Origin of the sequence: Streptomyces sp. NBC_00162 (assembly GCF_024611995.1) — a bacterium.
GTDB lineage: Bacteria > Actinomycetota > Actinomycetes > Streptomycetales > Streptomycetaceae > Streptomyces.
Window position 1 is genome coordinate 381290 of sequence record NZ_CP102509.1, and the last position, 22083, is coordinate 403372.

Sequence of the window (22083 nt, forward strand, 5' to 3'; positions counted from 1 at the left end):
CAGGCCACAGCAGTGGTCCGCCGATAGAACTTTGGTACGGCGACGGAGAACCGGGACGGGGATGCAGCCGGGTCGCCGTGCGTGCCAGCGAGGCCAGTCGAGGGAAGACCGCAGCCACGTCGAACGGCCGCGGTGGGGTGGTACGGATGACGTTCACAGCGGCGATACTGCCAACAGCCTCTGACACGAGGGCAGGCCACCAGTCATCACCGACGACATGCTGCACACCGTGCTCCGCCGCCGCGCGATGGGCGAAACCGTCGAGACCATCCAGCCGGACCTGATCATTTCCCACCGGCCGCCGCAAATGCCAGAATCCCAGCCTGTCCAGCATCTACCGGGCGCTCGCCGAGCACGAGAAGGCCAAGGCGTACCCGAAACCCGAAAGCCGTCGAAACGGCGCGCGCCGACTTCGCCACCCTCCAGCAGCGCGACCGCAGCCCCGTGTAGTTACTCATTGCTACACGCCACCTGGCCGTAGCTATACGAGAGCAGGGCCTTGACCGGCCGGCGCGGCCCGCACACTGCACGGTCGGGCGGCCCCGGTCATCGTTGCCGACAGCAACCGGGTGGGGAACGAAGAGCAGCACTGGCCGATTTCACGGTTCTGGCCGCTCTTCCGTGACGACTACGCAAGAAGGGCCGCACACGTCCAGGCCAGGCAACCTCCGCGCAGCCGTCTGAGCAGTCCAGGGCTCTCCGCGCGCGCAGCACTCGGAGGGACGGCACGCGGGTCGTCACAGCAGCGCGGTCAGAACCAACTGCGGCGCTCGGTCAAGTGGCCTCAGCCGGCTGTCACGGCGTTGAGGTGTTATCGCTGTCTGACGTGCCGTGGTCCCACAGGGCTCGCCGGGTTTCGACATCGCGGTAGCGGTACGTCGCGATGCTCAGGACACACGCCGCGTGGAAGAGCAGCTGGAGAGTGTAGGGGCTGTCGTACATGACGCCGTCGGACCAGCCATCCCTAGCCCACGAGCCTTGTTTGTCGATCACATCCACCGCAAGGAACACCGCGATGACGGCTGCGGCCGCGTACCCCGTCGCACGCGTCAGCTTTGTGGACCGCGATGTGAGTACTGCCGTCGCCACCGAGATGACTGCCATGGCGACGGACAAGCCGAATCTGTTCTCGGCAGCGATCAGCCAGTTGAAGAGAAAGAGCAGGATGGCAGGAAGGACGAACCGCGTCGCTATGTCCAGGCCCACAAACAGTAGGCGAAGGCGTGCCGGAGACGCCGATGTCGCACCCGGCCGCGGGGGGACCGCGTTCGCACCGGGGGTGGAGACGACGGGCGACGGCGGAGTCGTGCCGGGCTCTGTGGGCGGGTGGGGGCGGGGTTCTGGCGGCGCGGGCTCGGGTGCGTGGTCGAGTTGTCGCAGTGCCCGGGAAAGGTCGGCGGCGTTCGGGTACCGCCTGTCGGGGTCTTTGTCCAGCAGGGTCAGCAGGATGTCGTCCCAGGCGGATGGGATGCCGGTGGAGAGCGAACTGGGTGTGGGCGGCTCCTGGGTGAGGTGTGCCAAGAGGTAGCCCACGGTGTCGGGAGCCTGGAACGGCAGCCGGCCCGTGATCAGCTCGAAGAGGAGACAGCCGAGCGCGTACAGGTCGCTGCGCGGTTCCGGGAAGCCACGCGCCTGTTCGGGCGCCATATATGGAGGCGTGCCCACGATGAAGCCCGTCTGGGTGAGCCGGTCCGCGGTCGCATAGGGGTCGGCCGCCCTCGCGATACCAAAATCGAGGACCTTCACCAGGCCGGAGGGAGTGATGAGGATGTTGGACGGCTTGATGTCCCGGTGCATGACTCCCATGTCGTGCGCGGCGGCCAGCGCGTCGCATATCTGCGCGCCCCATCGGGCCGCGTCCGGTAGGGGGACGGCGCCTCGGCGCAGCATGGCGTCCAGGCCCTCGCCTCGGATCAGCTCCATCACCAGGAACGGTGCCTTGTTGTCCCCAGTGCCGGTCTCGCCGAGGTCGTGGATGGTCACGATGTTGGGATGCTGCAGCCGGGCGGTGATCAGTGCTTCCCGCCGGAACCTGGCACGTGCCTCGTTCCCGCGGTTTCCGCCACCCGCGAGCAGGGAGATCACCTTGACCGCGACGGGCCGGCTCAGCGTCTCGTCCTGCGCCTCCCACACTTGCCCCATGGCGCCCTCGCCGAGCTGTCGCACCAGCCGGTAACGACCTCCGAGAAGCTGGTCTCGCACTGCCGTGCCTCCCCGTCTCGCACATTGCGGTCCCCGACGAACCGGCACGATGCAGATCATGACGCGCCCGCGAAGGAGATGCCTCCGATACCCGGAAACCTGCCAGAAGGCAGGGTGTTGGCCAAGACGGTCCCCCTGGTCCGGGTCGGCCTTACGCAAGGCCAACTGGAGTGTTCTGGCCGCTCTTCTGCGAAGGCCCAGACTGCCATCCGCTCCGAAGGCGGTGCGCGGAGTCCTGCACTGCCCAGACGGCTACACGGAGGCTGCCTGACCCGGACACGGCCTGCCCTTCTGGCGTAGCCATCACGGAAGAGCGGTCACAACCAACTAATGCGCTCAGTGACTTCCCAAGCAGTGCGGCCTGGTAGGCGATAACGATCTCGGCTACTCCTGCCAGGTCATCCGCGTGGTCCAGCACGTCTCGAGCCTCGAGGACCCGACCCACCCATCCCCGGAGGTCTGACCTGGGTCTCGCTGTGCCGCGCACCGCCCACGCGACTGCCCCGCCCTCACTCCAGGGGGCGGGGCAGCTTCCGTCACCCCGCGTCGAGCCTCTACCTTGAACTCCGACGGAAATTACAAGTAGCGGCAAACGCAAGTGAGTTGGGGTAATGACGACAGATCCGGCGGATACGGTGTCCGTCAGCGGGGTCGGGTTCGGGGACTACTACCGGGCGCATGCGGGGCCGCTCGTCGCCCTGTCGCTGCTGCGGGGCGCGGACCTGGTGGAAGCCGCGCGACTCGCCCAGGACTCGATGGCAGTGGCCCGACGGTGGATAGACCTGCTGGCCGCGAACGTGGTCGGGGCCGCGAAGGACACCAGGACCCCCGTGGTCACCGCGCAGGCGCTGCGGTCTTGGACGTGCCGGATGACCGTCGGCGGCGGCTGCGGCGCGCTCCGCCCAGCGCACGAGACGGTGCCCGCCCTTCTGGGGAAGGGCAGCACCGACGCCCTGGTGCAGGCCCGGACGGTGGTGGCGCTCGCCCCGCTGAGAGAGTTGAACGAGCGCCAACTCAACGTCACTGCCTTTCGGTTGGCTGGCTGCAGGCCGGGAGCGATCGCGTACGAGCTGGGCCTGTCGATGCCGAAGGTGCACCGCACCCTGCGCCACGTCGGCAAGCTGCTCGAAGCGGAGACAGGGGTACGGCAGGCCACAGGTGCCGAGGCACCGGAGGAGGCCGAGGGGTCTGGGGCGGCCGAGGGGACCGCGGAGGCAGACGTCAGGTTCGCGGAGCTGCTGGGCGAGCTGGCCGCCGCGCTGGATCCCGTACTCGACCTGCGGGCCGGGCTGGACGAGGTGAGCGGCTCCATTGGTGCAGACGGGACCACCGCTCGCCGCGCCCCCGTACCGCCGCTGTGGAACCTCGGCCCTTCGCTCCCCGTGCCGCCCTTCGGCGCACCAGTGCTGCACTCATTCGCCGAGCCCGCGCCATCTGAAGTGCGGGCCTACGCGGCCGGCCTCGCCCGGTGCGACGCGCAGGGCCGCGAGGCTGCGCTCAGCGGGTTTCCCGCGGTCGAGCTGGCGGCCGTACGGCTCGGAGCGGTGCTCGCCCTTCAGGTGGAGCGATTCCGGCGGGAGGCCGAGCGGTCCGGGACCCGGGCCACGAGGGACGAGTTCCGGAGGGAGGACGCCCGGGCGTTCGCGGTGGCACTGGCACAGGACGCCGCGCTCGCCGCGCCGATGTTCGACGCGGTGAAGGACCTCGACGTCCCGCGCCGCGTCGGCTATCTGGCGGCGGGCCTCGCCCATGACGACCCCTGGACGAACGAGGTCTCCTACGACGGGATCGAAGCGTCCCTCGCCCTGGCCCAGTTCCGGCGCGCGGCGGTGCGGGCTGCGCTGCGTGCGTTGCACCGGCCCGGGGCGGACACCTCTCCTCAGTCCGGCGGCTCGCTCGCCGAGGCCCTCACGCAGTCCCTGAGCGACACCCACCGGATGATCCACCAGCTCGACGAACTGAACAGCGACCTTTCGCGTGCCGAGTCGACACTGCCGGACGGCTACTACGTCGACATGACCCGGGACTTCGACCTCCACCAGAGTTTCCACGCGGACCTGGCCCTCGGCATCGACGCCGTCCGGGAGGCCCTGTCGCAGCCCTAGTAGGACTCCGTTAGGTCGTTCTTGATCTTGGTGTGGTGTGTGGTCTGTTGGGGAGGGGTTGGTGGCAGGTGGTGCAGATGCCTGTCCAGCACCTCAGGATGTTTTGGAGGGCGTCGAGGGTCTGGTAGAGAGTGAGGCCGGTCCTGGGACTTTTGGGGTCAGTCGTTGTTCGGTGAGGAAGGCCTGGGCGGCGGTCACGAGGGTGACGTGGTGATGCCAGCCCGGCCAGGATCGTCCCTCGAAGTGGTCCAGGCCCAGGCCGTGCTTGAGTTCTCGGTAGTCGTGCTCGATGCGCCAGCGGACCTTGGCCAAACGGACTAGCTCGGTGATCGGGGTGTCGGCCGGGAGGCTGGAGAGCCAGTAGTCGGTGGGAGCGTCGGCGTTTTCTGGCTATTCGACCAGCAGCCAGCAGTCGGGCAGGACCCCGTCCCCCCAGCCTTGCTCGGACGAGGCGGCGGCCTTGATCGGACGCTCGACGGCCTTTCCGGCGGGGCGGACGCGCACGGCGGCGAAGCGGGACTTCAGCCGGCCGCGTGTGCCCTGCCGCCAGGCAACGGTGGTGAACGTCTTCGGCTCGAGACCGGCGGCCAGGGTCGCCGTCGGCGGTGCGGGGTGTCGATCGGCACTTCTGTAGGGCTACTGATCCGTAGAAGTTCGCTGTGGCCGGTACTTGCCTGATCGAATCAGTCGGACAGCTGGGCGGCTAGCGCGACAGGTGTCGTGCACGCATGCGGCTCAGCACAGTGCGGGTTACGGGATCTGGTATTGACTGAGTGACTCTTTCGGGTTCCCTGTTCTAAGCAGCCTTGGGTTTTAGGCTGGCTTGGTGTCGAAGAACGCTTACTGAGGGCTTCGGGTTGTCGTCGGGTGGTGACGGTTCATGATCCCTCCGGTATGCCGGTGAGGTGAGGTATCCAGAGGGCGGGGGCCTGGCCGCTGAGCGTCGGGCATTTCGTGAGGCAATCCGGCTTCAGGCCGGGCAACGGTTCACAGCGGGTGAGAAGACCGCGGTCATCGCGAAAAACCTGCGGGTAAGTGTCCGGTCGGTGGAACGCTGGCGTCGTGCCTGGCGCGAGGGCGGCATGGAGGCCCTGCGCTCGGCGGGTCCGGCGAACGCCCCGACCGTCACCGATGAACAGTTCGCCGTGCTCGAGGAGGAACTCGGCAAGGGCCCGTCGGCGTACGGCTTCGACGACGATCGCTGGACCCTGGCCCGGGTCCAGACTGTGACCCGCCGACGGTTGCGGATGAGTCGGTCGGTGACGACGGTGTGGCGGCTGCTGAGACGGCACGGCTGGTCCTGGCAGGCACCCGCCCGCAGGGCACTCGAGCGTGACGAGCATGCGGTGGAGCTGTGGAAGAAGGAGGTGTGGCCGCAGGCAAAGCCTAGCGGCGGCGTCCGGGGCTTGGATCGTCTTCGAGGACGAAGCCGGCTTCTCGATGACGCCGCCCCGCGCCCGCACCTGGGGCCGGCGCGGGCTCACCCCTCTCATCCGCGTCCGTGGCAGGTCCCGCCGCCGAACCTCAGTCGCCGCCCTGTGCTGCTATAAACCCGGCGAGAAGAGCCGCCTCATCCACCGCCCCCGACACCACCTCCTCCTCAAGGGTGCACGCAAGAGCTTCTCCTGGAAGGACTACCGCGACCTGCTGGTGCGGGCTCACATCCAGCTCGGCGGCCCGATCGTGGTGGTCTGGGACAATCTCAACACCCACCTGGCCGCGGGGCTGAAACATTACGAGGCCGAGCACGACTGGCTCACCACCGTCCGGCTCCCGCCCTATGCACCCGACCTGAACCCCGTCGAGGCCGTCTGGTCACTCGTGCGCAGAGCGATGGCCAACACCGCCTTCGCCACACCCGACGACCTCGACCGCACACTCCGCCGCGAGTTACGCACAATCCAACTCCGGCGCCACCTGATCAACGGCTGCCTCACCGCCACCGACCTGACACTCGACCCACCGACCACCCTGAAAACCTCAGTAACTGCCGCCCGCGCCGAAGAGTGTGAGCGCTCACACCAATCCCGTCAACAACTCTGACAGGTAAGAGATTCTGATGGCGCTTCAGTAACGGACAGATTGCGGCACGGTACTTGACGACCTCTCATGCCCCATGGTCTTCTCCGTGAACACACCAGATGTTCGACTTTCAAATTGTTAGCGCTAACAATGCGCCGGAGATCCGGTGCCCCCACCCCGCAGGGGTCACGTCTTGCCGCCGCCTCGGACGTGCCGTGCCCGGTCCGCACGCACGCACGCACCGCGAAGGACCGACCCCTGCCCAAGTCGCCCCTAGGAGGGTGCAGATGAACGCTCTCGGTACAGCTCCACGAACCTCGACACGGCGAGGATGGCGGCCGCGGATGGCCGCCCTGCTCTCGATGGTCTTCGTGGCCGGCTTCCTGGCGATGGTGAACCCGTCGTCCGCCTCGGCTGCCTCGGTCGACACCAGCAAGTGGTACGTGCTGGTGAACCGCAACAGCGGCAAGGCGCTGGACGACTACAACTTCGCCACCGCCGACGGCTCGCCAGTCGTCCAGTGGACCCGCTCCAGCAACGAAGCCCAGCAGTGGCGCTTCCTGGACTCCGGCAGCGGCTACTACCGCCTGCAGAACCGTAACTCCGGCAAGGTCCTGGACGACTACAACTGGTCCTCGGCCGACGGCACCGACGTCGTCCAGTGGAGCGACCTCAACGCGACCAACCAGCAGTTCCGCCTCGCCGACTCCGCCGGCGGCTACGTCCGCCTCCTGAACCGCCACAGCAGCAAGGCCCTCGAGGTCCAGAGCGCCTCCACCGCCGACGGCGGCAAGATCGTCCAGTACGCCGACTGGGGCGGCAGCAACCAGCAGTGGCAGCTCGTCCCCGTCGCCGACGTCGGCACCGGCACCGGCACGTGCGCTCTTCCGTCGACCTACCGCTGGACATCGACGGGTCCGCTGGCGGAGCCGGCGAACGGGCAGGTCGCGTTGAAGGACTTCAGCACCACCACGTACAACGGCAAGCGCCTGGTCTACGGGACGACCTCCAACGGAACGTCGTGGGGCTCGACGGGGTTCAGTCCCTTCACGAACTGGTCGGACATGGCGACAGCCACCCAGACGGGGATGAACGATCCCGCGGTGGCGCCCGAAGTGTTCTACTTCGCGCCCAAGAACGTCTGGGTGATGGTGTCCCAGTGGAGTCAGTGGCCGCTTTATTACCGCACGTCCAGCGACCCCACCAACCCCAACGGCTGGTCCGCCTCGCAGCCGCTGTTCACCGGCAGCCTCCCCGTCGGCCCCCAGGGCCAGAAGGACGCCCCGATCGACCCGACCATGATCGCCGATGACCAGAACATGTACCTGTTCTTCGCCGCTGACAACGGCAAGATCTACCGGGCCAGCATGCCGATCGGGAACTTCCCCAGCAGCTTCGGCTCCTCGTACACGACGGTCATGAGCGACACAACGGACCTTCTGTTCGAGGCACCGGAGGTCTACAAGGTCCAGGGCCAGAACCAGTACCTCATGATCGTTGAGGCGCAGGGTACGAACCGCTACTTCCGCTCGTTCACCGCCTCCAGCCTGGACGGTCCGTGGGCCGTCCAGGCCGGCAGCGAGAGCAGCCCCTTCGCGGGCCAGGCCAACAGCGGTTCCACCTGGGCCAAGGGCGTCAGTCACGGCGACCTGGTCCGCAACAACCCAGACCAGACCAAGACCATCGATCCCTGCAACCTGCAGTTCCTCTACCAGGGCCTCCCCACCAACACACCGGCGGGCACCGACTACCTGAAACTGCCGTACCGGCCGGGCCTGCTCACCCTGCAGCGCTGACCCGCCTGATCCACGGTGATCGCGATGGGGTGCGGTCCGCCGGCGCGTAGACGAGCTGTCTACGGCGTGGGCAACTTCACCTGCTGACCGATACTCACCGCACCGAGGACCCCAGCCGCGCATCGGCTGGGGTTCCTCATCCTGTGTGCAGGCGGTTTCAGTGCCCCGGTTGGGGAGGCTGGACTGTCTGTCGTGACGGGCAGGTGATCGCATCGGTTGATGCTGACTGTACGAGATCATTCCATAGCACACAGTCAGCGCATCGCTACCATCGGCTCACCCACCAGGCACGCGGTCCTGCCGAGCAGCGATGCTCCCGTGCGGAGCCAGATGACGAGGGCGGCTGCGGTGATGGCGCCGAGATAGACGCAGCCACTCTGGCGGTGACCGCCGCCCCTGCCACCGGCAAGGCGGGCCGCTGCAACGTCCATCAGAGCTTGTTGAGGCGGGTGATGAGCTGGCGGTTCGCAGCGCGGGCGGCGTCGAGGTCGTCTTCGCGGTCGGCGAGTTGTTGTTGCAGTTCGGTGGCGTGCTGTTCGAGGTGGTTGATGCGCTTTTGTAGAGCGTCGTGGTCAGGCGGTCCGCCGAGGCCGGCCCGTTGCCAGACCTGTTCGCCGAGGGCCTCAGCAAGGCGCTTTTCGAGGTGACGGATGTGGGTGTCCTGGCGACGGACGCGGTCCGTGAGGTTCGCGATGTCTGCCAGAAGGGACTGCTTGCTCGCGGTGGGACCAGTCGCGGTGTTGATCTGTGGTTCGGCGGCGCGGGCGGTGACGGCGGCGTGCAGGTCGGGGTGGCGGTAGATGAGGCTGCGGTGGACTCCGGCGGCGCGCGAGACGGCTGAGACGCTGATGTCGGCCCCGCTGGCGAAGAGTTGGTCGAGTGCGGCGAGGACCTTGGTCCGGCGGCGTTCGCTGTCCTGGTGGCGGGCGTCGGTGAGGTGCCTTCCGCTGTTCATGGGCGGTTCGTTTTCCTGGTCTGGTCGATGAAGGAACCGATAGCGGGCATTCCGAGGTCGACGACCTGGCGGGTGCGGCGCAGGGCGGTGGCGGCGCCCTTGATCTGTTCGCGTTCGTCGTCGGTGAGCTCGTCCAGGGAGTCCTCGACTCGATGGATGAGCTGGCGGAGCTTGGTGATCTCGGTCTCGGACGGGACTGCTTCGGTGCGGGCTCAGGGGTCGAGTTCGCCGGTGGCCAGGACGCGTTCGCGGTCACGCAGGAGGGTTTGGAGGTAGTCCTTGAGCTCGGGGAGGTAGGAGGCGTCGGTGCGGAAGTGGCCGCAGCCCAGACAGCGGAAACGAAACGGGCAGGCCTGGCCGCCGGCCTTGATGTTGCTGGGTTCCATGCAGATGCCGAAGGGGACGGAGACCTGTCCGATACGCAGCCGGGTGTGCTCGTCATCCAGGGCGCCCTGGATCTGCTGCCGGGTCCGTTGACCGTTGCGGTCGAACTGGTGGGCTGCCACCCGCTCGACCGCCTGACGCATCCGCTTGCCGGTAATCCGGTAATACGTCTGAGTTGTGCGCATCGTTCGGTGGCCCATGAGATCGCGCAGGGCGTCGGGCGGGACGCCGGCGTCCGCATGCCGTTGGGCATAGCTGTGCCGGTAGGCGTAGGGGACGATCGCCGTCTTGTTGAACTCGACGTCGCCGTCGGCCAGCAGCGCGGGCAGGCATTGACCCAGTCCCGGTGGCAGGAACTGAGGGAGACGTCGGAGAGCCGACGACTGCCAGCGGGGTTGCGTTTCAGGGCGGGCAGCAGGGCGAGGTCACTGAGCGGGGTGTCGGGGAAGCGGTCCTGGACGGCTCGTTGCTGGTTGCGTACGACTTCCGCGGTGGCGTCCGCGATCGGCAGGCGCCGACCGGGCCGGTTGCCCTTGTAGTCGTGGTAGATGAGCACGGTCTTGCCGTGGCCACCGGTGGCGAGGCAGTCCCAGGGAAGGCGGCACAGACCTCGTCTGGGCGCCGACCGGTGTCGATCAGGAGCTCGGCGGCGACACGGATCGAGGAACCGGAGCGTTTCTCCAGCTCGGGCAGGGCCTGGCAGATCTGGGCGAGCACGCGTTCGGGCAGCGATCGGCCGGGCTCGTCACCGTTGTCCTCGCGGGGGATGTCCTCGGCGAGGAAGGTGAATTCTGGTGGCAGGGCGCGGGTGATGTCGCCGGGCATGCGCCGGCCACGGTTGCGCAGGTCGTTGATGACACGCTTGACGTTGCGGCAGTCCACCCTCCGGGTGCGCTGGCTGATCTTGCCGATGCTGGCCAGGTAGGCGAGACGGTTGAGGAAGCTGACCGCGTCACCGCGAGTGAGCCGGGCAGGGATGTCGCCGTGGTCATCGGCGCGGTGCAGGCGCAGGCGCTCCGAGAGCCGGGTCAGGCTGAGCACGTAGTGCTGCATGACGGAGCCGATCGCGTCGCCGCGCCGCCGGGGCATCTCCTCACTGACCCAGTACTTGACCACCTCTCGCAGCCAGGGCTGTGTGATACCGGTGAAGTTGACGGTGCGGTTGCCTTGTCCGAAGGCTTCAAGGTTCCAGATGTCCTTGTGGCGTTCGGTCTCGGGATCGGCCAGGGCCCGGCGGGCGGCCCTGGCGATGGTGGACCGAAGCGACTCGATATTGCCGGGCAGGAGGGCCAGGTCCGAAAGAGTGGTGACTTGCTGGTCGCGGGCCTGGTTGCAGAGCAGCTGGATGCTGGCGAGCTCGGTGATGTTCCCGGCCTGGTAGCGTTCCTGGTGACAGCCTGTACGCACGCCTGGCGGCCACCCAGCTCCTGGGGCCGGCACGGTGACTCCGCACCGTACTGCCACGCACCCGTGACGGGCTCGGCCTTCTCCCGAGCCCGCCACGCCGGCTCCTCCGGAGCCGGACCGGTGTCACGTCGTCAGCGCTGCAGTGTCAGCAGACCCGGCCGGTAGGGCCACAGGCCGTAGTCACCGCCGACGTTGGGGTCGCGTCCCTGGTAGAGGAACTGCAGGTTGCAGGGATCGACGGTGAAGGTCTGATCGGCGCTGGTGCGGATCAGTTCGCCATGGCTGATGTCGTTGGTCCAGGTGGCGCCGCTGTTGGCCTTGCCGGCGAAGGGGCTGCTCTCGCTCCCGGCCTGGGGCGTCCACGAACCGTCCAGGCTGGCGGCCGTGAACGAGCGGAAGTAGCGGCCCCGCGAGCCGTCCGCCTCGACGATCATGAGGTAGCGGTTCTGGCCCTGGAGCTTGTAGACCTGAACGGCTTCGAACAGGTTGTTCGTCGTGTCGCTCATGATCACGGTCGAGTTCGAGCCGAAACTACCCGGGAAATTTCCGATCGGCATGCTGGCCCGGTAGATCTTGCCGTTGTCACCGGCAAAGAACAGGTACATGTTCGTGCTGTCACCGATGAGGGTCTGGTCGATCGGTCCTGTCCCGGAGCCGGCGATGCTTCCGGAGAAGAGCACCTGCTGTGAGGACCAGCCGTTGGGGTTGGTGGGGTCACTCGACGTCCGGTATGAGAAGGCGCTCCCGCCACCCCACTGGTAGGTGAGCACCCAGATGTTCTTCGGCGCGAAGTAGAAGAGCGTGGGCGCGACGGTGGACGTCGACATCGCGTTCTGGCCGGCCGAGGCCATATCCGACCAGTTGGTGAACGGGCTGAAGTTCATCGAGCCCCAGTTCTTCCCCGTGTCGTGGGTCGTCGCGTAGACGAGCTGCCGGCCGTTGTAGGGGGCGACGGTGAAGTCCTTGAGCGAGGCCCACCCGGGCTTGGGCTGCGCCAACGGGCCCGTCGATGTCCAGCGGTACGCCGACGGGAGATCGCACGGGCCGGGGTTGCCGCCGCCGACCCGGACGAGCTGCCACTGCTGGTTGGTGCCACCCCAGTCGTCGTACTGGACGACGTTCGCGTTGTCGGCGGTGGACCCGCCTTGTACTTCGAGGGCCTTGTTGCTGTGGCGCGCGATGAACCTCACGTAGCCGTCCGAGCTATCGGCCAGCCGCCACTGCTGGTTGGTTCGGTTCGCGTCGGCCCACTGGACGATCGAGGCGCCGTTCGCGGTGGACCCGTTCTGGACGTCCAGCACCTTGCCGGAGTGGCGGGACTTGATGCGGTAGTAACCGCCGCCGGAGTCGACGAACTGCCACTGCTGCTGGTTCTGATCGTTCCTGGTCCACTGGGTGATGCGGGCGCCGTCGTTGGTCGCCAGGTTGTAGACGTCCAGGGCCTTGCCGCTATTGCGGTTGACCAGCACGTACGAAGCGTTGGGGTCGACGGCCGTCGCCGCGCCGGCGGGCTGCACACCGAGGTAAGCAGCCAGGAGCAGCAAGGGCGCGAGGACGGCGAGCAGGCGTCGTCTCAGGTGGACCGGAGACGGATGGCGAAACCACATCAGAAAAGCTCCTTTGGGGGGCGGGGGTGAGGTGAACCCGACGAACCGCCGAGCGGCCGCGTCAGGGGGTCGGGGACGGGATAGGTGTGAAGGCGGCCGCACATGCCGAAGCGCTGGTGCTCCGGGCACTCCAGTCGTGAGACTTCGCCGTGGTCGAGGTGGGAGAGGTCTCCGGCCTTCAGCCGTTCCAGCTGACGGCCGGTCGTGACGGCTGCGGCCAGGGGGCCGTCACGCCAGCGGAGCCACCAGGCGTCCAGGAGCTCGCTTTTCAGGCGGTGGGCCGCGATGTGGAACTCCTGTAGCCCGCCTTCGCGCAAGGCCAGGAAACCCTCGAGTGCCAGGTCGCGGCGGCGGCGCGCTGCCGCGGAATGGTCGCCGGTCAGGGCGGCAGCCTTCCGGTAGGCGTGGGGATCGGCCAGGACCGGAGCAGGGAAGGTGAAGACGGCGTCGCCCGCCTCGGGGAGTCCGCTGTTCTGCATGAGCACCACGAGGCGCAGGCCGCCGTCGTTGACGAGGCGGTGGATCGTGCCGGGGGTGAACCAGACGACGTCGCCGGGGAGCAGCGGGGTCTCGGTGAAGGCGGAGGTGGTGAGGGTCTGGACGCTGCCCGCGCCGCCGATGACGACGTAGGCCTCGGAGCAGACGAGGTGCATGTGGGGCGTGCCGCCGCACAGCCCGTCCGCGGCCTGCCAGTCGTACACCGTCAACCCGGAGATCCCCACGCCGCCGGGGAGCGGGGTCACCACGAGTGTTCCGCGATGTGGCGGGACAGGCGCCCGGGGGTCCATGCGCCGTCGGCCACGACGATCCGGTAGCGGCGCGACAGGGTGTCGCCAGGGGCCAGCGGCAGTTCTTTGTCGAACGCCAGGGACGGGTTGACGGCGGGGATGGGCTCGCTGCGGACGAACCAGTGGCAGGGGGCGTCGGGATCGTCCAGGAACAGGAGCGTGGAGGAGCGGTCGACCTCGTCGTGCGTGCCGATGAAGGCCAGCCAGTCCCCCTGCTCGCCCATCGCGGGGCCGATCACTTCGCCGCCGGTGAAGTCGCGCGGGCCGCGCCAGAACAGGCCGGAGTATCCGGCGAGCCTTCTGCCCTGCGTACCGGGGCTGCCGAACATCAGGCCGGCGTCGCGGACGTTGGTCAGCGAGATGGTGACGTCCAGGGTCCAGGAGTCGGCCCCGATGCCGTGTGCGGTCAGCGTGCGGTGCTCGTCGATCCAGTGCTCCCCCGCCATCGTGTGCCAGGCCAGGGCTTCGGTGATCACGGCGCGGCCGTGGCCGGTTTCGGCGGACAGGGTGAGGCTGCGCATCGTGCCGAGGTTCGGCAGGTCCACGTAGCCCTGGCCGCGCAGGTAGGTGCCGCCGCCCCAGAAGTTCTGCCCCGACACCCACGACGCCGTGATCTGGATGCCCTTGTGCCAGCGGTGGTCGTGCGGCCGGTACCCGGTGACCACGTCGCCTGCGAGCGTGCGTACCGGATGCAGGTAGGGCTTCGGCGCTTCGAAGGGGTCCATGACCGGCCGGTGCACGTACCGGAAGAGGTCGACGTCGCGAGCTCGGACGGTCAGCGAGTCCTCGTTCTCGAGAAGTTCGAAGGTCACCGGAACACCCCCGGGCGCCCTCCGTTGAGCGAACCGTAGAACGGGTCGGCCGCGTCGATCTCTCCGCGCCGGACCGGCAGGCCGGTGATCGCGGCCTTGTACAAGGCGGTGACCAGTTCCATGGTGGGCCTGCCGAGGTCGGGCCGGATCCCCGCCTCGTAGCCGTCCAGGAAGGCCGCGAGCTGGGCGGTGTGCGAGCTGGGCAGGTCGTCCGGCGGCTCCCACTGCACGCCCGGCGCCCCTGTGGTGAAGGTCCAGTCCGCATTGGAGTAGCCGTACAGGTGCCGCAGCTCGACCGTGGCGTCGGTGAGATCGAAGCGCAGGTAGCTCTCCTCGCGTGGGGAAAGGACGCTGTTGACGACCGTCGCGATGGCTCCGTTGTCGAACCGGACCAGGGCCGCGGACACGTCCTCGGTCTGGACTTCGCGCGCGAGGCGGCCGGCCATCGCGCGTACCTCGGCCCATTCGCCGAGCACCGCGAGCAGCAGGTCCATCTGGTGGATGCCGTGGCCCAGAGTCGGGCCACCGCCCTCGCTCTCCCAGGTGCCGCGCCAGGGCACGTCGTAGTAGGCGTCGTCGCGGTACCACGCCGTGACGCACTGCGCGATGAGCGGACGGCCCAGGGTCCCGGCCGTGATCCGGTCGCGCAGGTACCGGGCCCCCGAGCCGTACCTGTGCTGGAACACCGCGCCCGCGAGGGCGGGCCCTTCGGCGCGACGGATCCGGTCGAGCTCGGCCAGCGACAGGGCCACCGGCTTTTCGCACCACACCCACGCCTGCGACTCCAGGCAGGCCACGGCCTGGTCGGCGTGCAGGAACGGAGGCGTGCACAGGTGCACGAGGTCCGGACTCTGCTCCTCGAGCATCGTGTGCAGGTCGGTGTAGACCGCGGGGATGCCGTGTTCGGCCGCGAACGCCTCGGCGCGCGCGGCGTCCACGTCGACGGCTGCCACGATCCGGGCCCGGTGCGCCTGCGCGCGGAGGGCCGGAACGTGGCAGATGCCCGCGATCCCGCCCGTTCCGACGATCGCCGTCCTGATCATCCGCCCAGCACCTCCTTGATCGAGTGGTAGGCGGGCTTGGGCAGCAGGTTCTCGTCGTAGGGCAGCGCTGCGCCCTCGCCGGGGAAGACGGAGGGGATCCACGAGTACTTGTCCGTGTAGTCCCAGATGGTGACGCCGACGCACTTCTTGACCGCCAGACATGCCTTGACGTAGTCCGCGTACCAGGTGGCCTGGGTGGCGAGCTTCTCCGGGGTCGCGGGGAGGGCCATCCGGATGTCGAGCTCGGTGACCGCGACGTCGACCCCGAGGTCGGCGAAGCGCTGCATGTTCTGCTGGACATCGCCGGGGAAGCCGTACTGGAGCGCCAGGTGGCCCTGGATGCCGAAGCCCTCCACCGGGACCCCGTCGGCCTTCAACTGCTTGATCAGGGTGTAGTAGGCGTCGCTCTTGGGGCCTATGCCGTCGACGTTGTAGTCGTTGAGGTACAGCTTGGCGTGCCGGTCGGCCTCGTGGGCCCAGCGCAGGGCGTCGGCGATGTAGCCGGGGCCGAGCGTCTTGTAGAAGAGCGATTCGCGGTAGGTGCCGTCCTCGTTGAAGGCCTCGTTGACGACGTCCCAGTGGATCACCTGGCCCTTGAAGTGCCGGACCTCCGTCTGGATGTGGTTCTTGAGGATGGCGCGCAGCTCGTCGGCGCTCCAGGTGCCCTCGGTGAGCCAGGCGGGGAGCTGGTTGTGCCAGATGAGGGTGTGGCCGCGGACCTTCTGGTGGTGGGCCTTGGCGAACGCGACGACCTTGTCGGCGTCGGTGAAGTCGAAGACGCCGCGCTCGGGCTCGGTGGCGTACCACTTCATGGCGTTGCCGGGGGTGGTCTGGCCGAATTCGCTGCCGAGGAGCCGCAGGTAGGCGGCGTCGGTGAACTCGGGGTTGTCGGTGGCGGAGCCGAAGTACTTGTGGTGCTTCGCGGCCAGTTCGCCGAGTGTCCTGGGACGGGGCTCGGCGGCCGCGGGCGCTGCGGCGAGACCGGCCGAGAGGCAGATGGCGGCGGACAGGGCGGTGAGGATCCGGGACATGGGAACGGACGTGTGAAGGGACATGGCGGGTTACTCCTCGGGGTGCAGGCGGTTCAGTCGAGGACGATCGTCGTCAGCGCGCGCGGGGCGAGCGTCGCCGTGAGGGTCGTGCCGTGCGTGGAGACGATGTCGGCCGGGGTGATCGAGCGGGTCCCGTCGGTGACGTAGCCGTCGGGGTGCCGGTCGTGCCCGCCGCGAAGGGAGAACTCGGTGGAGCTTTCGGTGGTCGCGGTGTTGAGGATTTCGATCACGCGGCTGCCGTCGGTGTTGCGGAAGGCAGTGATCTGCAGTGCCGGGTCGGCGTTCGTGACCGTCACGCGGACGGCGCCGGGGCGGATGAAGCGGCTGAAGGCGGCCAGGGCCCAGTACCGCTTGGACACCCGGTAGTCGTCACCGGGGTTGGCGAGCTGGATGAGCCCCCGGGTCGCGCCGAGGGACGCTCCGGTCCAGTAGACGTAGGCACTGGCGTTGCCGACGGTCAGGGTGTTCTGGATGTCGGCGGCGACGGCGAGACCGCCGTAGCCGCTGCCGTCGTCCCAGTTCTCGTTCCAGGTGGCGCCGTCCGGAGACCATTCCGACATCCACACGGGCTTGTCGGTCGGCTGCGGGACCGCGGTCGGACCGCTGTAGCGGTGGCCGGTGATGGTCCGCACGGCCTTGCCTGCGGCGGGGTCCGCCTCGATGGCCTCGGTGTAGGCGACCTGCCGGTCCCAGCCCGCGGCGTCGCAGCAGACCAGCTCGGTCTTCAATCCGGATGCGCGAACGGTCGGCCCGAGCACCTTGAGGAAGTCGACGGCCTGCTGCGGGGTGAACCGCATCGAGGCGTAGGTCGCCGTCCAGTCGGGTTCGTTGGTGAATCCCAGGTCGGTGATCCCGATGCCTTCCTGCTGGTAGAACTTCGCGTACTGCACGAGGTAGTTCGCATAGGCCTGACGCCATTCGGGCCGCAGCTCGCCGCCGTTGTTCTCGCTTCCGTTGGTCTTCATGAAGGCCGGGGCGCTCCAGGCGTCGGCGTAGAACCGTTTGACGCCATAGGCCTTGGCCTCCTTGGCAAGCCAGACCTGGCCGCCGTCCCAGCCGTCCCAGACGTACTTCGGCGTGGCGTCCGGCCCGCCGGGATCGGCCGGCAGGATCGTCGGCATGTGGTCGTAGACCCTGTCGGTCGACGACCCGATGCCCAGGCGCAGGATCGAAAGGCCCGCGCCCTTGTCCTTGCTGAGCAGCAGGTCGAGCACTTCGCGCTGCTTGGCCGGGCTGAGGCCGCGCGCGCCGTGCAGCAGGTCAGCCCGCTGGAAGGCCATCGAGAAGCCGAATCCGTCTATGGGCTGGAGCGCTGTGCGAAAGTCGATGCCGCTGCCGCTTCGCGCGGGGGCAGCCACGGCCTGCGATGTTAGCGCTAACAAAATTGGGACTGTCAGTGCGATCAGGCGTTTCACAACGTCTCCTCGGGGTGGAAATCGCGCGGGGCGGGTCAGCCCTTGGTGGCGCCCGCGGTGAGGCCGCCGATCAACTGCCGCTCGGCGACGGCGTAGAACGCGAGGGCGGGGACCATGGCGAGCACGATGTAGGCGAGGACGAGCGCGTAGTCGGTCGAGTACTGGCCCTGGAACTGCTGGACTCCGACCGGGATCGTCTGCCATTTCGGGTCGTTGAACACCAGCAGCGGCAGGAAGAAGTTGTTCCAGCTCGCGACGATCGCCAGCACCGACACCGTGCCGAGCGCCGGACGCGCCATCGGCAGCAGGATCTTCCAGAAGAAGCGGAACTTGCCGCAGCCGTCCATGATGGCCGCCTCCTCGACCTCCGCCGGGATGGTCCGGAAGAAGCCGCGCAGAATGATGATCGTCATGGGGAGCCCGAACGCCGCCTGCGGGAGGATCACTCCGAGCGGGTTGTCGAGCAGGTCGAAGGTGCGCAGCAGCAGGAACAACGGCAGGACGGCCACCGCGAACGGGAACATGAGCCCGATCGTGAACAGCGTGTAGAAAAGCTCCCTGCCCCGGAAGGCGTAGCGGGCCAGCACGAACGCCGCCATCGCGGAGACCGCCACCGTGCAGCACGTCGTGCCGATCGCGATGCCCGCGCTGTTGGCGATCTGCCGCCAGAACATTCCGTCGCCGAGAATTCCGGTGTAGTTGCCGGTCTTCCAGTGCTCGGGCAGCCCGAACGGGTTGGTCGTCAGCTCGCCGGTGCTCTTGAACCCGGAGATCACCGCGTAGACCAGCGGCACGACGACGAACGCTCCGATCAGCCAGACCACGGCGTGCAGCGACAGGCCTCGTGCCGTCCTGCGGGCGTTCATCGGCCACCTCCCGAGGTGACGGCCCCGCTCAGGTCACGGCGGAGCACGTAGCGCTGGTAGAAGAGGGAGAAGACCAGGCTGATCATGAACAGCACCACGCTGATCGCACTGGCATAGCCGACCTGGTAGCGCTTGAACCCGAACTGGAACATCGAGATCGCCATCGTCTCGGAGGAGTGGTTGGGCCCGCCCGCCGTCATGACCCAGACCAGGTCGAAGAGCTGGATGGCCCCGATGATCGAAAGGAAGGCGCTGATCCGGATCGTCGGGCCCAGCAGCGGCAGCGTCACGTGCCGGAAGCGCTGCCAGACGCCGGCGCCGTCGATGGAGGCGGCCTCGAGGATCTCGCTCGGGATGCTCTGCAGTCCGGCGAGGAAGAGCATCATGTGGAAGCCGAAGTACTTCCAGGTCATGACCACGAACAGGGTCGGCATGACCGTCGAGGGATCGGCGAGCCACTTCCCCCGCAGCCCCTCCAGGCCGAGGGCGCCGGCGAGATGGTCGGCCATGCCGGCACCGGGAAGGAAGATCATCGTGAAGAGGACCGCCGTGACCACCTCGGACAGGACGTACGGCGCGAAGAACAGCATCCGGTAGACGGCCCGGCCGCGCAGCCGCTGGTTGAGCAGGACCGCGGTGAAAAGCGCGAACGGCAACTGCACCGTGATCGACAGGGCGATCAGGTACAGCCCGCGCTTCAGATCGCCGAGGAAGACCTGATCGCGGAAGAGCGTGGCGTAGTTCTCCAAGCCGATGAAGTCGTCCAGGGGGCCGATCCCGCCCCACTTGAAGAAGCCGGTGTAGACGGCGACGACGATCGGGGCGAGGACGAAGACGAGGAAGAGGACCAGAGCCGGGACAAGGAACCAGGTGACCGACGCCCAGCTTCCCAATCCGTGCAGGAGCGACCGTGATGGGGCAGGCGGGCGCGCCGGCACGGCGTCCTTCGTCCGCTCCTTGGTCAGGGTGGACACGGAGCTAGGCACCCTTCGCAGCCTCGGTGATCGACTTGGTGACCTGCTCGGGCGTCTTCTTGCCCGCGATGAGGTCGGCGACGCTGTCGTTGACCTCCTGGCCCACCGCAGGCGGGTAGGCCTGGTCGAGGAAGAGCTGGAAGCCCGTCGCCTTGACCAGGCTGTCGGCCACCACCTTTCTGTTGGGCTCGGTGAGCTGGCTCTCCGCGCCCTTGACGACCGGCAGGTAGCCGTTGGAGGCCAGCAGCTTGGACTCGTTCTCCAGCACGAAGAACTTCAGGAAGTCCAGCGCCTCCTTCGGGGCGCCCTTGCGCAGCGCGAAGCCGCCGCCACCGCCGAACACCTCGGTGGCCTGGCCGACGCCGCCGTCGACCGTCGGGAAGGGGAAGAAGCCCAGGTCCGCTCCGAGGTCCGCGCCCGCGTCCTTCTGCACCGACGGCGCCCACTGCCCCATCAGCTCCATGGCGGCCTTGCCGTTGCCCATGGTCGCGGCCTGGCCGCCGGGGGTGGAGTAGCCGGCGCCGAGGAAGCCCGTCTGGAACGGCTGGAGGTCGACCAGCTCCTTGAGGTGGGTGCCCGCCTGGACGAAGCCGGCGCCGGTGAAGTCCTTGGTGGTCGCGGCCTGCTGCAGGGCGGGGAGGCCTGCGACGCGCATCGCGAGGTAGGCCCAGTAGTAGTGGCCCGGCCATTTCTCCTTGCCCGCGAGGGCGATCGGAGTGACGCCCGCCGCCTTGAGCTTCTTGACGTCTTCGAGGAACTCGGCCCAGGTGGCCGGCGGAGCGGTGATCCCGGCCTCGGCGAAGAGCTTCTTGTTGTACCAGAAGCCGACCATGCCGACGTCGTAGGGCACCCCGTAGGTCCGGCCCTCGAACTGATAGGCCTGCAGCGACACCGGGGTGAGGTCGGACGACCAGCCGAACGCCTCGGTGAGGTCCTCGACCAGCCCCGCGTCGATCTGCTGCCGCAGAACGCCGCCGCCCCAGGTCTGGAAGACATCGGGGAGCTTGCCCGACGAAGTGTTCGCCGTCAGCTTGGACTTGAAGGCCTCGTTCTCCAACGAGGTCGTCTTGATCGTGATGTTCGGGTGAGCGGCCGTGAACGCCGAGGAGATCTGCGGGAACAGGGACTTGCCCGGTTCCGTCGTGGCGATGTTCCACCACGCGAAGGTCACCTTGCCGTCGGCCGCCGCCCCCGAGCCGGAGCCCCCGCCGCCGCAGGCCGCGGTGAGCGAGACGGACAGAGCGGTCAGGCCCGAGAGCGCGAGGAAGCTTCGTCGACTCGGGGGTGTGCTGGCCATGGGACCTCCGGGGTGATGAATGCCGGTTCGGTTCGAAAATGTTTCGTAATGTTCTCGAATTCGTGCTGCCACAAACTAGGAACGCGAAGCCTCCCGGTCAAGCCTTCTCACCGAATTTCCGTCGGCAGCAGCCCTCTTGTGGCTTGACAACCAGGTCGCGCCGACCGGAAACTCTTCGAAAGTTTGCGATATCTGTCGCTAACCCAAGGCGTCCGCGCGGAGGAGAGAAGTTGAGCGAGCAGCGCCCGACCCTGGCCGTCATCGCCGCTGAGGCAGGGGTCTCCCAGGCCACCGTGTCCAAGGTGGTCAACGGCCGCTCCGACGTCGCACCCGCGACACGCGAACGGATCGAGAGCCTGCTGCGCTCCCACAACTACCTCCACCCCGGCGCGCAGGCCAGGGCCCGCAGGTCCGGCCTGGTCGACCTGATCATCGGCGGTCTGGACAGCGCGTGGGCAGTGGAGATACTGCGCGGCGTCGAGGCCGAGTGCGCCCAGCGGAGCGTCGGCACCGTCGTGTCGCTCGTCCCGCCGGGCGAGGCCACGCCTTCGAGTTGGGCCGCACTGCCGGTCCTGCACCACAGCGACGGCGTCATCCTCGTCACCGCCTCGGTCACCCAGGCCCAGCGCGCCCAGGTCGAACAGGCCGGGGTGGCACTCGTCGTCATCGACCCGATCGACCTGCCGGGCAGCGGTGTGCCGAGCATCGGCGCGACCAACTGGGCGGGCGGCCTCGCCGCCACGGAACACCTGCTGGAGCTGGGGCACCGCCGGATCGCCGCGATCGGCGGGCGCAAGGAGATGCTCTGCAGCCAGGCCCGCATCGACGGGTACCGCGCCGCGCTGGAGCGGGCCGGGATCGAGGTCGACCGCGACCTGATCCGGTTCGGCGACTTCCAGCACGAGGGCGGGTTCCAGCGCGCCCGGGAACTGCTCGCCCTCCCCGAGCCGCCGACCGCCATCTTCGCCGGCAGCGACCAGCAGGCGATGGGCGTCTACGAAGCCGCCCGCCAGGGCGGACTGAGCATCCCGCAAGACCTGAGCGTGGTCGGCTTCGACGACCTGCCGATGTGCGAATGGCTGTCCCCGCCGCTGACGACGGTGCGCCAGCCGCTGGAGGAGATGGGCGGCTCGCCGCCCGCACACTCTTCCAGCTCCTGGACGGCCAGCCCCTGGTCAGCCCCCGGATGGAGCTCTCGACCGAGCTCAAGGTCCGGCTCTCCACCGCCCTGCCCCGTCTCTAGTGCTGTGACCGGCGAGGTTCACCGTGTCACGGCGCACGGCACGGCACCTCTCCCCCAGCTACCGCTGGGAGGTGCCCCCGGCGTTGTCGGACCGCCCCGAGTACGTCCAGTACAA

17 protein-coding genes and 3 pseudogenes are annotated in these 22083 nt (G+C 68.1%); 5 read left to right on the plus strand and 15 right to left on the minus strand.

Features of this window, described 5'->3' with window-relative positions; all coding sequences use genetic code 11:
- Positions 1-795 precede the first annotated feature (795 nt).
- The gene (locus JIW86_RS02225) at positions 796-2262 is read right to left on the minus strand and encodes a serine/threonine-protein kinase (protein ID WP_257552254.1); all 1467 of its coding nucleotides are present in this window, start codon (positions 2260-2262) and stop codon (positions 796-798) included.
- 551 nt (positions 2263-2813) lie between these two features.
- Between JIW86_RS02225 and JIW86_RS02230 the strand changes: the two genes are divergently transcribed.
- Positions 2814-4307: a hypothetical protein gene (locus tag JIW86_RS02230; RefSeq protein WP_257552255.1), complete on the plus strand. Its 1494-nt coding sequence runs from the start codon at positions 2814-2816 to the stop codon at positions 4305-4307.
- A 93-nt stretch (positions 4308-4400) separates the two neighbouring features.
- Here the strand turns inward: JIW86_RS02230 and JIW86_RS02235 are convergent.
- A pseudogene (locus JIW86_RS02235) lies at positions 4401-4943 on the minus strand (transposase); the annotation flags it as partial.
- A 269-nt stretch (positions 4944-5212) separates the two neighbouring features.
- On the opposite strand from JIW86_RS02235, the gene JIW86_RS02240 reads away from it, so the two are divergent.
- The 3 genes from JIW86_RS02240 to JIW86_RS02250 all read left to right on the plus strand — a co-directional run bounded on the left by JIW86_RS02240 (position 5213) and on the right by JIW86_RS02250 (position 8125).
- A complete protein-coding gene (locus JIW86_RS02240) occupies positions 5213-5857 on the plus strand; it encodes a winged helix-turn-helix domain-containing protein (RefSeq protein ID WP_257552256.1) in 645 nt (214 codons plus the stop codon).
- A complete protein-coding gene (locus JIW86_RS02245; protein ID WP_257552257.1) occupies positions 5748-6350 on the plus strand; it encodes a transposase in 603 nt (200 codons plus the stop codon). The genes JIW86_RS02240 and JIW86_RS02245 overlap by 110 nt, the downstream gene beginning before the upstream one ends.
- 323 nt (positions 6351-6673) lie before the next feature.
- Positions 6674-8125 (plus strand): non-reducing end alpha-L-arabinofuranosidase family hydrolase, encoded by a 1452-nt coding sequence (locus tag JIW86_RS02250; protein WP_257552258.1) that lies wholly within the window; start codon positions 6674-6676, stop codon positions 8123-8125.
- Positions 8126-8555: 430 nt separating this feature from the next.
- Here the strand turns inward: JIW86_RS02250 and JIW86_RS02255 are convergent, their stop codons facing one another.
- The 13 genes and pseudogenes from JIW86_RS02255 to JIW86_RS02310 all read right to left on the minus strand — a co-directional run bounded on the left by JIW86_RS02255 (position 8556) and on the right by JIW86_RS02310 (position 20725).
- The gene (locus JIW86_RS02255) at positions 8556-9080 is read right to left on the minus strand and encodes a DUF6262 family protein (RefSeq protein WP_257552259.1); all 525 of its coding nucleotides are present in this window, start codon (positions 9078-9080) and stop codon (positions 8556-8558) included.
- A gap of 212 nt (positions 9081-9292) precedes the next feature.
- The gene (locus tag JIW86_RS02260; RefSeq protein ID WP_257552260.1) at positions 9293-9607 is read right to left on the minus strand and encodes a hypothetical protein; all 315 of its coding nucleotides are present in this window, start codon (positions 9605-9607) and stop codon (positions 9293-9295) included.
- Positions 9608-9628: 21 nt separating this feature from the next.
- Positions 9629-9817, minus strand: a pseudogene (locus JIW86_RS41995) (tyrosine-type recombinase/integrase); the annotation flags it as partial.
- A 49-nt stretch (positions 9818-9866) separates the two neighbouring features.
- Positions 9867-10871, minus strand: coding sequence for a hypothetical protein (locus JIW86_RS02265; protein WP_257552261.1), 1005 nt, complete (start codon positions 10869-10871; stop codon positions 9867-9869).
- A gap of 131 nt (positions 10872-11002) precedes the next feature.
- Positions 11003-12478, minus strand: a complete 1476-nt coding sequence (locus JIW86_RS02270; RefSeq protein WP_257552262.1) for a non-reducing end alpha-L-arabinofuranosidase family hydrolase — start codon at positions 12476-12478, stop codon at positions 11003-11005.
- Entirely contained in the window at positions 12478-13221 is a 744-nt protein-coding gene (locus JIW86_RS02275; RefSeq protein WP_257559192.1) for a cupin domain-containing protein, read from the minus strand. The genes JIW86_RS02270 and JIW86_RS02275 overlap by 1 nt, the downstream gene beginning before the upstream one ends.
- Positions 13218-14078, minus strand: a complete 861-nt coding sequence (locus JIW86_RS02280) for a PmoA family protein (RefSeq protein ID WP_257552263.1) — start codon at positions 14076-14078, stop codon at positions 13218-13220. The genes JIW86_RS02275 and JIW86_RS02280 overlap by 4 nt, the downstream gene beginning before the upstream one ends.
- A complete protein-coding gene (locus JIW86_RS02285; protein ID WP_257552264.1) occupies positions 14075-15121 on the minus strand; it encodes a Gfo/Idh/MocA family protein in 1047 nt (348 codons plus the stop codon). Before JIW86_RS02285 ends, JIW86_RS02280 begins: the two co-directional genes overlap by 4 nt.
- Complete coding sequence (locus JIW86_RS02290; RefSeq protein WP_257552265.1) at positions 15118-16176, minus strand: endo-1,4-beta-xylanase; 1059 nt, start codon at positions 16174-16176, stop codon at positions 15118-15120. Before JIW86_RS02290 ends, JIW86_RS02285 begins: the two co-directional genes overlap by 4 nt.
- Positions 16177-16205: 29 nt before the next feature.
- A complete protein-coding gene (locus tag JIW86_RS02295) occupies positions 16206-17531 on the minus strand; it encodes a glycoside hydrolase family 30 protein (protein WP_257552266.1) in 1326 nt (441 codons plus the stop codon).
- Between the two features lie 92 nt (positions 17532-17623).
- Positions 17624-18454, minus strand: a complete 831-nt coding sequence (locus tag JIW86_RS02300) for a carbohydrate ABC transporter permease (RefSeq protein ID WP_257552267.1) — start codon at positions 18452-18454, stop codon at positions 17624-17626.
- Positions 18451-19440 carry a carbohydrate ABC transporter permease gene (locus JIW86_RS02305; protein WP_416237514.1) on the minus strand — a complete coding sequence of 330 codons (990 nt, stop codon included), beginning with the start codon at positions 19438-19440 and terminating at the stop codon, positions 18451-18453. The genes JIW86_RS02300 and JIW86_RS02305 overlap by 4 nt, the downstream gene beginning before the upstream one ends.
- Entirely contained in the window at positions 19433-20725 is a 1293-nt protein-coding gene (locus JIW86_RS02310) for an extracellular solute-binding protein (protein WP_257552268.1), read from the minus strand. The genes JIW86_RS02305 and JIW86_RS02310 overlap by 8 nt, the downstream gene beginning before the upstream one ends.
- Positions 20726-20955: 230 nt before the next feature.
- On the opposite strand from JIW86_RS02310, the pseudogene JIW86_RS02315 reads away from it, so the two are divergent.
- Positions 20956-21968, plus strand: a pseudogene (locus JIW86_RS02315) (LacI family DNA-binding transcriptional regulator).
- The last annotated feature ends 115 nt before the right edge of the window (positions 21969-22083 follow it).